We start from the raw sequence: 15,884 nt of genomic DNA on the forward strand, positions 1-15,884 counted from the left end.
ACACCTATTCCCGTGCATAGAAAAGCTCCTCCCGTGTGTCCAAGTGTTACGAGCGGAACCGGTTCGGGGCCTCGAGCGACCTGGTGTGGATGACCGCCTCGAGACCCTGCGAGCCGAGGAGCGGGGGTTGACGAGGCGCCGGACGCGGATCACCCGCCGTCGCCTGGAGCGCCCATGATCGCGAGTGCGTCCAGATACATCTCGAGTTGCTTGGCGAAGACCTCCTCGTAGGTGACCGACGCCAGCTCGGCCTTCACCGCTTCGGCATGAGGGAACTGACTCGGGTCCTTAGGCGCGTACACCTGGATCCAGCCCTCATCGACCTCGCGGGCGTCGGGCGCGCTGAGGCGCGCTCCGTGAGCTCCCGCCGAGCCGAGCACGAGGTTGGAGTAGACCTGGTACTGGACGACAGCCTGGCGTCCAGTCAATCCGGCTCGATGGATCGCCCTGAGAACCCACTCGACTGCCCGCAGTTCGTTCGTCCCGTTCGACACCAGGGAGAGGGAGATCGCGGCCGCCGCCGGATGCTCGTTGGCGGTGCGCCACGCCCGCCATGCGAGGTCCTGCAGGTCGATCCGCCAGTCGTCGGTCGGGGTGTACCCCTCGATCGAGATGCCGTCCAGGTGATCCGCGAGGGCGCGAAGCAGATCCTGACGACTCAGGAAGTGACGGTAGACGGCGGTCGGAGACGCCTTCAGTTCCTCACCGAGACGAGCGAAGGTCAGGGCGGGCTCTCCTTCGCCGTCCATCAGACGCAGCGCCGCCGCGACGATCTCATCTCGAGAGAGGGATCCGCGCTTGCGACGCACCCGTGTGATCTCAGTCAACTGCCACCCGCCTTCCGCACCCGCACATGCATGCGCATTCCCATTCTTTCTGTTCCCACCGCGTGTCCATTTAGTGAACAGTATTGACTATGTCAGTCACTATGGCCATACTCGTTCCAACTTGCGATGGCGCAACGTGATGAGGACAGGAGCCTGATGAGCACTCCCGAAGCCCCCGTGCTGCGCTTCGCATTCCAGGTCGTCGCCGAAGTGGGCGCCTACCTCCCGCTCGAGCATCGAGATCGCGAACTGCTCGAGTTCGTCCCGATCACGGGAGGCACCGTCGTGCGGCACCTCACACGCTCGGTCTTCGTCGATCGCGCGTTCGCCGATGAGCACGACACCACGATCGACGTCTTCGACGTCTTTGCCTGACTCCTCCCGTCCCACCCGAGAAACCACCGAGAGAGGCCCAGCATGTCCCGACGACTCACCTTGATCGGCGCGGCCGCCATCGCTGCGACGATCGCCCTGACTGCGACCGGCTGCACCGGTGGAGGCGGAGGTGAAGGCGACACAGCGGACGTCGACACGATCCGCACCACCATCGACATCCCCGCCACCTTCGACCCGAGCGTCACGCTCTCGCTGCCCGACTACCTCCTCGCGCGTGCCGCATACGACACCCTCGTGCGCAGGGATGCCTCGGGACTGGTTCCCGGCCTCGCGGCCGAGTGGACGTCGACGCCGACGCAGGCGGTGCTCACCATCAGAGCGGGCGCGACCTGCGCCGACGGCACCGAGATCACGCCGACCGTGGTGAAGGACTCACTCGACTACTTCGTAGGCAACGGCTCGACCACCTCCTTCCAGGTGTTCGGCGGCCCTCCGCCGACGATCACCGCTGACGACGCGGCCGGCACCGTGACGATCGACCTGGGCAGCCCCTGGCCGGACCTCATCGCCGGGCTGAGCATCTCATCGACGGGTATCGTGTGCCCGGCCGGGCTCGCAGATCCTGAGGGGCTCGCCGACGGCACCGTGGAGGGCAGCGAATCGGGGCCGTACACACTGGAGTCCTTCGAGCCCGGCGTGAAGTACACCTACGCGCTCCGCGAGGACTACGACGCGTGGCCGGACTGGACGACGACGATCGATGGCCGCCCGGCGAGCACGCTGGAATACGTCGTCTCTCCCGACTCCACCGCCACCGCGAACCTCGTGCTCAGCGGTCAGCTCGACATCGCGAAAATCCAGGCTCAGACCATCGAACGCTTCGACCGCATGGAAGGGTACGACGTCTCGGTCAACCGGTTCTCCGACTTCTACCTCCTCTTCAACGAGCGGCCCAGCAGTGTCTTCACCGATCCCACCCTGCGCCTCGCGGTGGCGCAGGCACTGGACCGCGCGATGTTCGAAGAGGTCACCTCGCTCGGCACCGGCGAGATCCTGACCTCGCTGGCATCCGAGCAGATCCCGTGTGTCCCGGCCTCGAACCCGGCGATCCCCGAGCAGGATGTCGACGCAGCCACGGCGGCGCTGACCGGGGTGAGCATCCGGTTCGTGGGCCCCAATGTCGCCGGCCCTGCAGGCGCGGGCAACGAGTACATCGCCGAGGCTCTCCGGGCCGCGGGTGCCGAGGTGACGATCGAGAACACGGACGTGGGCTCGTGGATCGCGAAGGTCTTCGGCGAGCCGGATGCCTGGGACCTGACGATGTTCGCCGATCTGAACTTCCTGGGCTCGCTGACCAGCCCGCTGGGCAGCTTCGTCGGTCCGACGATCCAGGAGGGCGGCGGCAACGTCGGAGGTGCGACGAACGCCGCGGCGAACGAAGCCTTCGGCGCCTCGCTGACCGCGACGTCGGAGGACGAGCGGTGCGCGTTCCTGAACACCGCGGTGGACGCGCTGATCGAGAACGTCGACACGTTCCCGCTCGTGAACGACGCCTTCATCTACGTGCAGCGGCCCGGCTTCACGGTGCAGATGCTCGGAGGCGCGCTCGACGACCCGATATTCCGAATCGCTGACTGACACCTGCTCCCGCGGCCGACCGTCACGTCGGCCGCGGGAGCCCCGATCACACCCGAGGAATCACATGTCCGGCGCAGAGCTCACCAGCCTTGCCGACGCACCTGCGCTCGGCATCCGACGGCGCTTCGTCCGCAGCTCCTGGGGCGGATTCGCCGTCCGACGCCTGGGCGGGCTCCTGCTCTCGCTGGCGCTTCTCGTGATCCTGACGTTCTTGATCGTGCCGCTCATCCCCGGCGACCCGGCGATCGCGATCCTCGGCCCTGATGCCACACCCGAGACCATCGCCGCCCTGCGGGAACGGCTCAACCTCGACTCGCCGCTCTGGACGCAGTTCGCGCTGTACGCCCAGGGCCTGTTCACCTTCGATCTCGGCGAGAGCTTCCGGTACGGCACGCCGGTGACGACGACGATCATGACGAAGCTCCCCTACACGGCCACCATCGCCTTCGGTGCGATCGCCGTGGTCATCGTCGTCGCGATCCCCCTGGGAATGTCCATCGGGGTCCTGACCCGCGGGGGCCGCCGACCCGCGCTGGCGACCGGCTTCGGGGCGCTCGCGGGCTTCCTCGCGTCGTTCCCCGCGTATGTGGCTGCGACCCTTCTCATCGTCGTCTTCGCCATCGGGCTGCAGATCCTCCCCGCGGGAGGTGCGACCGCGCCGGGAGCATTCGTGCTGCCGATCGCCGCCCTCGCACTCGGCCCCACATTCGCGGTCGCCCGCGTCGTGCGGCAGGAGACATTCGAGGTTCTGCAGCAGGACTACATGAGGACCGCGCGCGGACGGCGCATCAGCGCCGCGCGCCTCTACCTGCGGCACGCACTCCCCAACCTCATGGCGTCGACACTCACGCTGACCGGGCTCATCCTGGCCGGCCTGCTGGGCGGCGCCGTGATCATCGAGACCGTCTTCAGCCTTCCCGGCCTCGGGCTCGAAGTCGTGCAGGCCATCATCTATCGGGACTACCCGGTGATCCAAGGCATCGTCCTGACGATCGGAGCCTTGGCGATCATCATCAATCTCGTGATCGACATCCTGCTCGGCCTGATCGATCCGCGCACTCTGGGAGGGCCGTCCGATGACTGATGCCACTCGACGCGGCTACCCCGTTCCACTGATCGCCGGTCTGGCGATGATGAGCGTCCTGGTGCTGATCGCCATCCTCGCGCCGATCCTCCTCAGCGGCGCAGCCAACACCATCACTCCCGACACCCGCGCTCAGCCATCGGCCGAGCACTGGTTCGGCACCGACGACCTCGGCCGCGACATCCTGGCCCGATCCCTCGTGGCCACGCGCCTCACCCTGGTGATGTCGGTGTCCGCGACTGCCATCGCCGTGGTCGCCGGCGTGCTCATCGGAGCGCTGGTGTGGCTCGCCCCCCGCTGGCTGCGCGAAACGGTGCTGCGCATCATCGACTCGACCGTCGCGTTCCCGTCGATCATCCTCGCACTCGTCATCGCCGCCATCCTCGGCCCGGCGACGTCGTCCGCGATCATCGCCATCGGGATCGCCGGCATCCCCGGGTTCGCGCGGATCACGTCGAACATGACCGCCACGGTCGCCCACCGGGACTTCGTCGGGACGGCGAGACTGCTCGGCGTGCCCGGCTGGATGCTCTTCAGCAGGCATCTGCTGCCGAACATCGGCGGTCCGCTCCTGGTGCTGATCGCCTCCAGCTTCGCGCTGTCGCTGCTCGACATCTCGAGCCTGTCCTTCGTGGGCCTCGGCGTGCAGAGCCCCGACTACGACTGGGGGCGGCTCCTGAACGAGGGGCTGCCCGCGATCTACTCGCAGCCGATGCAGGTCGTCGCACCATCGATGATGCTGATCTTCGCCGGCGTCGCCGCGATGCTGACCGGCGACGGGCTCGCCGCCCGGATCGATCCCTGGGGGCGCCAGCCGCGGGTGCGCCGCAGCCGGCGTGCGGTGTCGACGAGCCCCTCGACCGCGCCTCTGGCGCTCGTGGAGGTACGTGATCTCACCGTCACGACGGCCACGGGTCGCGTGCTCGTCAAGGGCGTGGATCTCGAGATCGGCCCGGGTGAGATCCTCGGCCTCGTGGGCGAGTCGGGCTCCGGAAAGTCGATGACCGCCATGAGCCTGGCGCGACTCCAGCCCGAGAGCGTGAGCGTCGACGCAGGCCTGATGCGTCTCGGCGACCTCGATCTGCGATCCGACCGTCACCGCGGCCGCCTTGCGAAGGAGATCGGCCTCGTGTATCAGGACCCCGGCTCGACCTTCAACCCGGCACTCCGACTCGGCGTCCAGCTGACGGAAGTGGCGCGCGTGCATCTCGGCCTGTCGCGCAGACAGGCCGCCGACACGCTGGTCGACGCGCTGCGACGGATGCGTATCCGCAAGCCCGAGGAGCGCATGCATCACCACCCGTTCCAGCTCTCGGGCGGGATGCTCCAGCGGGCGATCATCGCGTCGTCTCTGGTCACCAACCCGCGGCTCATCATCGCCGACGAGCCCACGACCGCCCTCGACGTCACGGTGCAGGCCGAGGTGCTGCGCCACCTCAAGCGGATCAACAAGAGCGAGGGCACGGCCATCCTCTTCATCTCGCATGACATCGCCGTCGTGGAGGCGCTGTGCGACCGAGTCATCGTGATGCGGCACGGCGAGATCGTCGAACGGCTGTCCGCCGCGGATCTCGCCGCCCGCAGAGTGCAGCATCCCTACACCCGTGCACTCCTTGATGCCACACCCACTCTCGCCCGCCAGAATCCGGCGATGTCCCAGGAGGTGACGTCATGACCCGCACGGAGAGGCCCCTTCTGGAAATCACCGGCCTGAATGTGACGCTCAGCCACGGCGCGCGCGCGACGAGGATCCTCCACGACGTCGACCTGGCGCTGACCCGCGGCTCCACCGTGGCGCTCGTCGGGGAGTCCGGGTCGGGCAAGTCCACGATCGCGAAGACGATCATCGGGATCCACCGGGCCCAGAGCGGCTCCATCCGATTCGGCGACGTCGAGCTCGTCGGCGCGGACCGTCGGACCCGCGGATCGGTACGGCGGCGGATCCAGCTCATCCCGCAGAATCCCTACTCGTCGCTCGACCCCCGGCGAACGATCGGGCAGACGCTGGCCGAAGCGATCGATCCCGTGTTCGCCCGGGTCGCGCGCCACCGGGAGCATCTCGAAGCGGCTCTCACCGCGGTCTCGCTGGATGCGGAGGTGATGAGCCGCTATCCCCACGAGTTCTCGGGCGGGCAGCGCCAGCGCATCGCGATCGCGCGCGCTCTCGCCATCGACCCCGAGGTGATCATCGCGGACGAGATCACGTCGGCACTCGACGTGTCGACTCAGGCGGAGATCCTCGAGCTTCTCACCCGACTGCGCGAGGAACTCGGCCTGACGATGCTTTTCATCTCGCACAATCTCGCCGTCGTCAGCCAGCTCTGCGACGAGGTCGTCGTGCTGCTGAACGGCGAGGTCATCGAAGCGGGGCCTGTGACATCCGTCTTCGCCGAGCCACGCGCGGAGTACACCAGAACACTCATCGAATCCGTGCCCGGCGGCGCGGCTTTCGATCTGTCCGGACCCGACGACGGTGTCCAATCGTCCACAGCGAGCCACCAGGAGGCCTGAGATGACAACGAACCCGCAGCCCATCTGGCGCAACAGCGCCCGTGAGATCGCACGACTCGTCCGTGAGGGCGAGGTGACGGCGCTCGAGGTGGTCGAGTCGCACCTCGCACGGATCGCCGATGTCAACCCGCGGCTCGGCGCGCTCACCGTCGTGTTCGCGGATCGAGCCCGCGAACTCGCCGCGCAGCTGGATCGCCGCATCGCGGACGGCGAAGAGCTCGGCGACCTGGCGGGCGTGCCCATCTCCGTGAAGGAGAACATCGATCTGACCTGGTCGCCGACGACGGAAGGATGGACGTTCCTCGCGGACGCCCTCCCCTCAGAGGACGCCACCATCGTGCGCCGCCTCCTGGAAGCGGATGCGATCCCGATCGGCCGCGGCAACATGCCCGAGACCGGGTTGCGCTGGGACACCGACAACGAGCTGTTCGGGCGCACCTACAACCCATGGGACCGCACGCGGGTGCCCGGCGGGTCCAGCGGAGGCGATGCCGTCGCGGTCGCGACGGGCATGGTGGCACTCGGCCTCGGCAACGATTACGGCGGATCGCTGCGCCTGCCGGCGTACGCCGCCGGTGTGACCGCGCTGCGGCCGTCGGCCGGGCGAGTTCCGGCAGCGGGGCCGGTGCAGCCCTCGCCTCTCACCGAGCAGTTCTTCTCCGTCAACGGCCCGATCGCGCGACACGTCGACGATCTCGACATGGCCTTCTCGCTCATGCATGGCGCGGATGGGCTCGATCCTGCCACGGCATCCATCCCTCACCCGCACGGATACGACGGCATCCGAAAGGTCGCTCTGACGCGCGACCCGCTCGGCTGGGGCGTCGACCCGGAGGTGGCACAGGCGCTCACGATCGCCGCCGACGCGCTGAGCGACGCGGGGTGGGACGTGGACGAGGTGGAACCTCCCATGATCGAAGACGCCGCGGTGCTGTGGCGTCAGCTGTCGGTCACCGAACTCGTGGGCTTGTTCCAGCCGGGAGCACGCCCTGCTCCTCTGGGCGCTGGCGCCATGCAGTACTTCCTCGACAACGCCGACGAGACGGCCGTGTTCGGTTCGGTCGGCGACTATGCCGACGCGTGGGGGCGACGGCTCGTCATCGCCGCTGCGTGGGAGCAGTTCCAGTCGGAGCACCCGATCGTGCTCGGACCGGTCTCCACTCGCCGCATGCCGTTGATCGGCTACGACCTCTCCGGCCCGACAGCAACGACGCAGCTGTGGCGCGACCATCGGCTGCTCGTCACCGTGAACTTCCTCGGCCTCCCCTCGGTCGCGGTGCCCACCGGACTGGACGCTGACGGCATCCCCTCGGGTGTTCAGCTGATCGCGCCGCGCAACGGTGATCACATCGCTCTGGCTGCGGCGCGCGACGTCGAGGCCGCGGTCGAAGCTGTGACGCCGATCTCCCAGCTGGCGTGAACTCCCGGGATACCGCTCGCTGAAGAGCCGACCTCATCAGGCCGCGACGAGTGGGCGCATCTCGTGACCGACATCGTAGGCATCACCCCTGACGCTCGACCGAGTGGGAAGCGGATCTTCTTGGAACCTTCCCACTGGCCCACCCACACGGTGCAAGGGGTTGTGAGGGGGCCCGCTCCCGGGTACCTTATTGATTGAACGACCAATCAATTAACAATTGGGCAAGAAGAAGAGAGAGCTTGAACATGGCTGAACCAGATGCGGTGGAGCGGCTCATCGCTCAGGAGCAGACGGCGTTCTTGAAGCGTCAGCCGCGGAGTGCGGAGTTCGGAGCGGAGGCCGCGAAGTATCTCGCGGGCGGGGCGACGTCGAGCTGGCAGATCGCGAAGCCGCAGGCCGTCTGGATGACGCACGGTAAAGGGTCGAAAGTCTACGACGTCGACGGCAACGAGTACGTCGACATGCATGGCGGGTACGGTGCCTCGATCGCCGGTCACGCCCATCCGGCGATCGTCGAGGCCGTCAGCGATCGCGTGCGCCGCGGCACTCACTTCGCACAGCCGACCGAGGACGCGATCTGGGTCGGCCGCGAGCTGGCGAACAGGTTCGACCTGCCCCTCTGGCGGTTCGGGAACTCCGGCACAGAGTCGACGATGGACGCCGTTCACCTGATGAGGGCAGTAACCGGGCGCGACCTGATCCTCAAGCTCGAGGGCGGCTACGACGGACACCACGACTCCGTACAGGTCTCGGTCATGCCCGACGCGGCCGAGATCGGTCCCGCGGAACGTCCCACCGGCGTGATCGCGAACGGTGGAATCCCCAAGGCGTTCACCGACCTGACCGTCGTCGTGCCCTTCAACGACCTCGAAGCGGTCGAGCGGGCACTCATCGAGCACGAGGGGCGGGTCGCAGGCATGCTGCTCGAGCCCGTCATGATGAACGCCGGCATCATTCCGCCGGAGCCTGGATACTTGCAGGGCCTGAAGGTTCTGCTGCACCGGCACGGTGCGCTGATGGCGTTCGACGAGGTGAAGACCGGATTCACCACCGGCCCGGGTGGCGCGACCGCACTGTACGGGGTCACTCCCGACATCGTCTGTCTGGCGAAGGCCCTCGGCGGTGGCATTGCGGTCTCGGCCATCGGTGGTACCCGCGAGGTCATGAATGCCATCGTCGACGGCCGCTACGACCAGGTGGGGACCTTCAACGGCAACCCCCTCGCGATGGCTGCGGCGCGCGCAACGCTGTCCGGGGTGCTGACCGCGGACACCTACACCCACCTGGACTCCCTCGCCAGCTCGCTGCAGACGCAGATGGAGGCGACCATCGCCGAGCACGGCCCTGCGTGGAGTGTCGTGAGCGTCGGGGCGAAGGGATGCGTCACGTTCACGCCAGAGCGGGTGCGGAACTTCCGGGACTTCCTGGGTGTGGACGACCGGTTCAGCCACGCGCACTGGCTGGTGCAGCATAACAATGGGGCGTTCCTGCCACCGTGGGGCAAGGTCGAGCAATGGCTGATCTCCGCTCAGCACACGCAAGACGACATCGACCTGTTCGCCCGCAACTTCCGGACCTTCGTGGAAGGCTCACTCGACCGGTAGCAGAACAAGGTGAAGGCCTCGGATCCCAAGCCCAGGATCCGGGGCCTTCCGATGTTGCAAGTCTGGAGCGACGTTCGGGCCGAAATCATGGGCGTGCCTCAGGAGGGCAGGTATTCCCGGCTCCAGCTCTCGCTGATGACGCCCGAAGCAAGTAGTTCCTGGATCCGGCTGGGCTTATAACCGGCGGCGGTGAGGATCGCACGGGTAGATGTCCCGTACTTCTCAGCCGGCACCGGCGCGAGGATGGTTCCGTCGGTGAGCCGCACGGCGAGCGGGTCGAGCTGAGTCACGACGTGCCCGCTGGGGTGGTCGGGGAACCGGGAGAAAGCGTAGCTGCTCCTGGTACCGGTGCCTGGTGTGCCGTCCGCGTCGCGCGCGTACTCGGCGCGCAGACTACCGATGTCGACGCAGGCGACGCCACCGATGCCGGCCGCTGTGAACCGCTCCTGCCACATCGCCGCACTGGCGCCGAGCAGGGCCAAGCTGAGGGTGTTCTCGAGCTCCTCCGACGCCAGGCCGCCGAGGGGTGGCAGTCCTTCGACGGCCGACAGGAGGTCGAGGTCGCGGTCCGGGACGACGAGCATGATGCTGCCGGACGCCGTCGGGTATATGCGCTCTTGCGGGCCGTATCCGCGCGTCTCCCGGCCGCTCGGTTCGTCGAACACACCACGGTCGGAGTAGGTGAAGAAGAACGGCAGCTGCGCGAGACCGGTCAGCGCCGACAGGGAGGTCCGGGCACGATCGACGTGGCCCGTGGTCTCGCGCTGGTAGAGGGCGCACGCCATGCCGAGCGCCGCGGCGAATCCGCACATCACGTCGATGGTTCCCACATGGGCGTGTTCTTCGGGGGTTTCCATGGAACCGCCGAACCGCAGCATGATACCTGTTGCAGCCTGGACAAGATCGTCGTAACCGAGGTAGTTCGTCCGCGGGCCGGTGAGGACCCCGCTGAAACAGTCCAGCTGGCAGAATACGGCGCGGGGATTGATCGCATGCAGGGATTCGGCATCCAACCCCATCTGCCGGACCTGACGATCGGTCGCGTTCCAGATGACGACGTCGACGGACCGGACGAGGTCCTCGAGGATGGTCTTCCCCTCGGGGGATCGCAGGTCCACAAGCGCCGACTTCTTGCCGCGCATGTGGGTCATCCCGAAGACGACGTGGTTCCACGGATCGAACAGCGGCTGCGCGGGGTCGATCTTGATCACCTCGGCGCCGAACCGGTTGAGGAAGGAGCCCGAATGCGGGCCGGCGATGACGTTGCACAGGTCGAGCACCCGGACGCCCTGCAGCCACGGCGCGCCCGCTGGCGCCACCGTCTGCGGAGGTTCCTGGCGCAGGGTTCGCGCGAAGCGGTCCTTCGCGTCCGTGATCGAGCCCCACATCCGTGGAGTCGGGCACAGCATGTCCGTCGCGCTCTCGGTCAGCCAGGCGATCGGGCCAGGTTGGATCATAGGGCCGAGCACAGGGTCATCCACCTCGAGCACGAGCGCGGCTTCGCGGACGTGTGGGTCGTCGATCCACTCCGACAGCCAGTTCTGTGACGTTCCGGGGAACTGGCCCTCCCCGAAGATACGGTTCCATTCGTCCGAGGTCTTCGTCAGGAACACTTCTTTCATCCGCGCGGCAATCGTGTCCGCCCACTCCTTGGGGAGCGGATAAGAGCCGAGCGAGGCGGTGGAGGACCATTCCGATTTCGGCAGGTAGACGTCGTCCTCCTCTTTCAACCCGAGCGCGACCATCTCGTCATAGAGACCGAGCGCCTGCAGGCACCGCTTGGCGTGATAACGGTGGCTTGGGCATACGACGTAGAACATGCGGCCGTCGCTGCACCGATAGCTGCGATAGAACGGGTCGAGCAGTTCCTGGAGCTCGTCGTAGGTGACGTCCATCGTCAACCCGAGTTCGCGGCGGCGGAGGATCTCGAGCTCCCGCTGGGTCCTGTAACGGTCGGGATAGTCCTCGATGTGGATCGAGTTGTACGTCAGCCCCTCCATCGCAGCGCTCGCCAGCGGCACCTCGATGTGATCGCCTCTCCCGGTCTGGGAGCGTCCATACAGGGCGAGGGCAACCGACGCTGCGGCGATGCTCGTCGCGTACGCGGAGGCCAGAGGGAGAGGGGAGAAAGAGGGGTTGACCCCCATCAGCACCCGGTTCAGTCCCATGTCCGTGAACACCCCGGACGCAGCTGCGACGATCGACTCGAACGCCTTCCACTGGGACCGGAGCTCGTCGTCCGAGGCGAACCCCGGGATCGACAACGTGATCAGCCCCGGCTGCACCCGCCGTAGCTGCGCGAGGTCGAGGCCGAGCCGGGAGAGGACTCCCGGACGGAAGTTCTCCACCACGACATCTGCTTCCATCGCGAGAGTCCGCGCGTCGTCGAGGCCCTGGGCGGACTTCAGATCCAGCGGGACGATGAGCTTGTTGCGATTGAGCACTGCGGTGGCGGGACTGTTCCATCTCGGGCCATCGGGATGCTCGATCCTCACCACTGTCGCTCCGAGGTCGCCGAGAACCATCGCGACGGCGGGTCCTGCGATGTACTGCCCGAGATCGAGCACGTTGATCCCAGCCAGCGGAAGCTTCGAGGTGCGCTGAAGTGCGTCCGACGAGGGGTGGTCAGCTGTGGACACGCGTCTCCTTGATCCTGTAGCGACGGTCAGCCCGAGTCAGGACTGACGGATGAGGGGGCGGTCTCAGGTTCAGTGCGGTTGTGCGTCGAAGACCCGCGCATACAAGTCCTCGACCTGCTCGCGCGACGGCACGACGGGATTGTTGGCGGGAGATCCCGAGGCAATCGCCTGTTGCGCCATCGTCGGGATGAGAGCGTCCCAGACAGATCGGTCGATCCCATAGCTCGCCGGCGTCGGGACAGCGAGGTCCGCACACAGCTGCCGCAACCAGTCCACAAGCCTCCTCGTGGCTGTCACGTCGCTCGCGTTCGGCCCTGAAGCTCCCAGAACACGGGAAATCTCGGCATATCTCTCGGGTGCGCCCGCGATCGAGAACTCTGTGACTGTGGGAAGCAGCATCGCATTGGAGAGGCCGTGGGCGACATGGAGATTCCCCCCGATAGGGCGGCTCATCCCGTGGATCAAGGTGACGCTCGAGTTTGAGAACGCGATCCCCGCTTGCAGGGAGGCGAGCATGAGCGATTCCCGTCCGGCCCGGTTCCCGCCGTCGGCGTACACGTCCCGGATCGCAGCACCTCCGGTGCGGAGAGCGGCGAGCGCCATCGAGTCCGAGAACGGACTCGCCTTCCGGCTCACATATGCCTCGATCGCGTGGCACATCGCGTCCACTGCGGTATCGGCGGTGAGGCGGGGCGGCTTCGACATTGTGAGCTCGAAGTCCAAGATCGCCGCCGCCGGAAGGAACCCGGGACCTGCGCAGAGCATCTTCTCATTCGTGTCACTGTCGGTGATGATCGAGAACTGCGTCGCCTCCGACCCGCTGCCCGACGTGGTCGGCACGGCAATCACCGGCAGCGCTGGCCCGTGGTTGACCCGCGGGGACTTGTAGTCCCTCATGTGGCCGCCCTGAGCGCTGAGCAGTGCGAGAGCCTTGCCCGTGTCGATCGGGCTTCCACCACCCACTGCGACGATCGCATCCGCGCCGTGCGCACGCACCGCGGCCGACCCCGCGCCAAGTGATGCCGTCGTGGGGTCGGGCACGGTCTCCGCGAACACTGCCGCATGCGCACCAGCCGTGGCCAGGTGCTCGACGACGAGCGCGGCGACACCGGTCGAGACCATGAACGAATCCGTCACCACCAGCGGGCGTCGCGCCCCCAGCGCGGTGACGACCTCGCCCACCTGTGCGATCGCGCCGCCCCCGATCCTCATGACCCGAGGCATCAACACTGTTGCAACCATGAGAGCAGTCCATCCTGTCGAGGCTACAATAGTAGCGTATTATTAAGGGTGGCGACGGTGACTGCAGACCGAGCCGTCGCCCGCAATCGCGTGACGCGGAAGGCCGCCGGTACAATTCGGGCGGAGGCACATGTTGGCGGGCGACGAGGTCGAAGATCGGAAGCGAGCGGTGATGGCCGCGGCGGAGTCTCTCATCGCCGAGGAGGGCTACGAGACCGTTCGCCTACGCGACATCGCTCGACGGGCTGGTGTGTCGATCGGATCGATCCAGCACTACTTCGACACTCGTGACAATCTCCTTTTGGAGACGGTGAGCGCGGCCAGTCTGCGACGAGCGCAGGAATGGACCCGGCTCGGCGTGGAATATGACGACCCGATTGCACGGCTGCGCGCGCTCCTCCGGGGATCGGTCACGGACCGCGAGCGGTGTGCCGCGTGGATGACGATGTGCTCCGCGGCGACCCGGCACCCAGAACTCGTGCCGCATGTCGCCAAGATCTACGACTCGTGGCGAGCGTCCTTAGCCCGCACGCTGCGCGACGGCATCGAAGCTGCCGTCTTCTCGCCGACCCAGCCGGACGACCAGGTTCTCGACACGATCATGGCGGTGATCGATGGCCTGATCGTCGACGCCGGCCTGAACATCCACCCGTTCGACCCAGAACGATCGGGAACGCTTCTCGAGCGGGTCGCCGGACTCCTCCTTCAGATCGATTTCACTGAGGTGCGTCGACCATGACACCCCAAGCACCCAGCGCATCCCCCGCCCGCGGTGAAGCAGCCGCTGAAGCACGCAAGCAGCAGATCCTCATGGCAGCCGCCGACCTCATCGCCGACAAGGGATTCGCCGCCACTCGGGTGGGCGACATTGCCAAACGCGCGAAGGTCAGCCACGGGCTTGTCAATTTCTATTTCGGCAGCCTGGAGAACCTCCTGATAGAAGCGCTCCTTTCCACGGAGGAGCGCTTCTATGAGGTAGCCGACACCATCGTGACACAACCGACATCAGGCGCGGAGCGTCTGCGTCGCCTGGTGGAATGGGTGTTCTCCGAAGACAGTCGGCAGACTCGAGCCTGGACCCTCTGGCTCGAAAGCTGGGCTGAGGCCGCTCACCGAGACGTCGTCGCGGACGCGCGGGCCCGACAGGATGAGCGCTGGCGGACACTCTTCGACAACGCTGTCGCCGACGACTTCCCCGGGAGCGAGGAAGAACGTGAGTCCGCCATCCTCACGTTGGCAGCCCTGCTCGATGGCCTCATGGTGCAGGTCGCCCTCGAAGATCCGACCATCACAACGGCCAAGGCATACGAGCTGGGCGTCCGCTACGCGGAACGGATGATGAAGTAGAGCCCAATGCGGCTGGTCGGGAACGCGGTGCCGGGTGCCGCAACATCGCGATCGCGAACGGCAAGCACTCCTGCGTCGCGCGGATCAGCGTCGCCGTGGATCCGCCTATGTGGTCTCCACTTGCTCGGTCATCAATCCTCTGTGATGAAAACGTTGCAATTCTATGACACGCTATTGAGCACAGGAAGGTCTGTCAAACAGAGGAATGCAAGACTGTGGAGATGCGAGCGAGGGACACCGTCACTGTGCGTGACGTGGCTGCCCGGGCTGGCGTGGGCCTCAGCACGGTCTCCAATGCCCTGAACCGTCCGCAGGTCCTCGCCGCCGAGACGCTGGCTCGAGTGCAGGCCGCGATCGATGATCTCGGTTACGTCCGCAATGACGCGGCCCGCTCGCTTCGCCTGGGCAGCAGTCGCGCGATCGGCGTGATTGTCAGCGAGGCCTCCAGCCCGTTCTTCGCCGACGTCACCCAAGCCGCAACGATCGCGTTGGGTGATCGCAACTATTCGACGCTCGTGGGAAACGCGGTCCAGAACGCGTCGATCGAGAAGCAGCTGATCGAGCTGTTCGAGTCGCAAAGGGTGCGGGGGCTGCTGATCGCGCCGATGAGCGGGAACCCGCCTGGTCTTTCTAGCATCGTCAACCGCGGGGTACCGGTGATCTTCCTCGATCTCTCGGCGGCCACGGATCAGTTCTGCTCTGTGGCCGTTGACGACACACTGGGGGCTACTCTGGCCATGCAACACCTGGAGTCGTTGGGTCGCTCACGTATCGCACTCGTGCGAGGTCCGGAAGGACTCCCCCAGATCGCGAGCCGATCCGCCGGCGCCCTCGACTTCGCACAACAGGGCGGGATGCGGTGCGAGGAGATCGTCACCTCGGGCTACTTCGTCCAGGCTGGCCTTGAGGCCGCGGCGGTCATCGCCAGTCGGCGACCGGACGAACGACCCGACGCGATCTTCGCCGTCAACGATCTTCTCGCCATGGGCGTCGTCTCCGGCCTTCTGGACCGGGGGATCGGTGTTCCGCGCGACATCGCCGTGGTCGGCTATGACGATGTCTCCGTCGCCGCAGTGGCGCGGGTGCCGTTGACAACGCTCCGTCAGCCCGCCCGCGAGATCGGCGCCCGTGCGGCAGCCCTCCTGATGGACGAGATCGAATCCCCCGAGACACACCAGCACGAATCCACTCGATTCCTCCCTGAATTGATCGTTCGCGCCAGCACCGTCGGTTAAC

The 15,884-nt window shown here is 66.6% G+C and carries 13 protein-coding genes; 10 read left to right on the forward strand and 3 right to left on the reverse strand.

Annotated features, from left to right (window positions below; genetic code table 11):
- Window positions 1-149 precede the first annotated feature (149 nt).
- Window positions 150-827, reverse strand: coding sequence for a TetR/AcrR family transcriptional regulator (locus MRBLWH3_RS01400; protein ID WP_363427978.1), 678 nt, complete (start codon window positions 825-827; stop codon window positions 150-152).
- 156 nt (window positions 828-983) lie between these two features.
- Between MRBLWH3_RS01400 and MRBLWH3_RS01405 the strand changes: the two genes are divergently transcribed.
- The 7 genes from MRBLWH3_RS01405 (at window position 984) to MRBLWH3_RS01435 (ending at window position 9,420) form a co-directional block, all read left to right on the forward strand.
- Complete coding sequence (locus MRBLWH3_RS01405; RefSeq protein WP_363427980.1) at window positions 984-1,202, forward strand: hypothetical protein; 219 nt, start codon at window positions 984-986, stop codon at window positions 1,200-1,202.
- Between the two features lie 42 nt (window positions 1,203-1,244).
- A complete protein-coding gene (locus tag MRBLWH3_RS01410) occupies window positions 1,245-2,801 on the forward strand; it encodes an ABC transporter substrate-binding protein (RefSeq protein ID WP_363427982.1) in 1,557 nt (518 codons plus the stop codon).
- A 64-nt stretch (window positions 2,802-2,865) separates the two neighbouring features.
- Entirely contained in the window at window positions 2,866-3,885 is a 1,020-nt protein-coding gene (locus MRBLWH3_RS01415) for an ABC transporter permease (protein WP_363427984.1), read from the forward strand.
- Window positions 3,878-5,560 carry a dipeptide/oligopeptide/nickel ABC transporter permease/ATP-binding protein gene (locus MRBLWH3_RS01420; protein ID WP_363427986.1) on the forward strand — a complete coding sequence of 561 codons (1,683 nt, stop codon included), beginning with the start codon at window positions 3,878-3,880 and terminating at the stop codon, window positions 5,558-5,560. Before MRBLWH3_RS01415 ends, MRBLWH3_RS01420 begins: the two co-directional genes overlap by 8 nt.
- Entirely contained in the window at window positions 5,557-6,396 is an 840-nt protein-coding gene (locus tag MRBLWH3_RS01425; protein WP_363427988.1) for an ABC transporter ATP-binding protein, read from the forward strand. The genes MRBLWH3_RS01420 and MRBLWH3_RS01425 overlap by 4 nt, the downstream gene beginning before the upstream one ends.
- A gap of 1 nt (window position 6,397) precedes the next feature.
- Window positions 6,398-7,816: an amidase gene (locus MRBLWH3_RS01430; RefSeq protein WP_363427990.1), complete on the forward strand. Its 1,419-nt coding sequence runs from the start codon at window positions 6,398-6,400 to the stop codon at window positions 7,814-7,816.
- 245 nt (window positions 7,817-8,061) lie between these two features.
- Window positions 8,062-9,420 (forward strand): aspartate aminotransferase family protein, encoded by a 1,359-nt coding sequence (locus tag MRBLWH3_RS01435; RefSeq protein ID WP_363427992.1) that lies wholly within the window; start codon window positions 8,062-8,064, stop codon window positions 9,418-9,420.
- A gap of 98 nt (window positions 9,421-9,518) precedes the next feature.
- Here MRBLWH3_RS01435 and MRBLWH3_RS01440 read toward each other — a convergent pair whose 3' ends face one another.
- Together MRBLWH3_RS01440 and MRBLWH3_RS01445 are read right to left on the reverse strand one after the other, a co-directional pair.
- Entirely contained in the window at window positions 9,519-12,059 is a 2,541-nt protein-coding gene (locus MRBLWH3_RS01440) for a CoA transferase (protein ID WP_363427994.1), read from the reverse strand.
- Window positions 12,060-12,128: 69 nt separating this feature from the next.
- The gene (locus MRBLWH3_RS01445) at window positions 12,129-13,271 is read right to left on the reverse strand and encodes an iron-containing alcohol dehydrogenase (RefSeq protein WP_363427996.1); all 1,143 of its coding nucleotides are present in this window, start codon (window positions 13,269-13,271) and stop codon (window positions 12,129-12,131) included.
- A gap of 160 nt (window positions 13,272-13,431) precedes the next feature.
- Between MRBLWH3_RS01445 and MRBLWH3_RS01450 the strand changes: the two genes are divergently transcribed.
- The 3 genes from MRBLWH3_RS01450 (at window position 13,432) to MRBLWH3_RS01460 (ending at window position 15,883) form a co-directional block, all read left to right on the forward strand.
- Entirely contained in the window at window positions 13,432-14,040 is a 609-nt protein-coding gene (locus MRBLWH3_RS01450; protein WP_363427998.1) for a TetR/AcrR family transcriptional regulator, read from the forward strand.
- A 71-nt stretch (window positions 14,041-14,111) separates the two neighbouring features.
- Window positions 14,112-14,648 carry a TetR/AcrR family transcriptional regulator gene (locus MRBLWH3_RS01455; protein WP_363428000.1) on the forward strand — a complete coding sequence of 179 codons (537 nt, stop codon included), beginning with the start codon at window positions 14,112-14,114 and terminating at the stop codon, window positions 14,646-14,648.
- Window positions 14,649-14,902: 254 nt separating this feature from the next.
- A complete protein-coding gene (locus tag MRBLWH3_RS01460; protein ID WP_363428002.1) occupies window positions 14,903-15,883 on the forward strand; it encodes a LacI family DNA-binding transcriptional regulator in 981 nt (326 codons plus the stop codon).
- Window position 15,884: the final 1 nt, after the last annotated feature.

This window comes from Microbacterium sp. LWH3-1.2, assembly GCF_040675855.1.
In the GTDB taxonomy this organism is placed as follows: Bacteria; Actinomycetota; Actinomycetes; order Actinomycetales; family Microbacteriaceae; genus Microbacterium.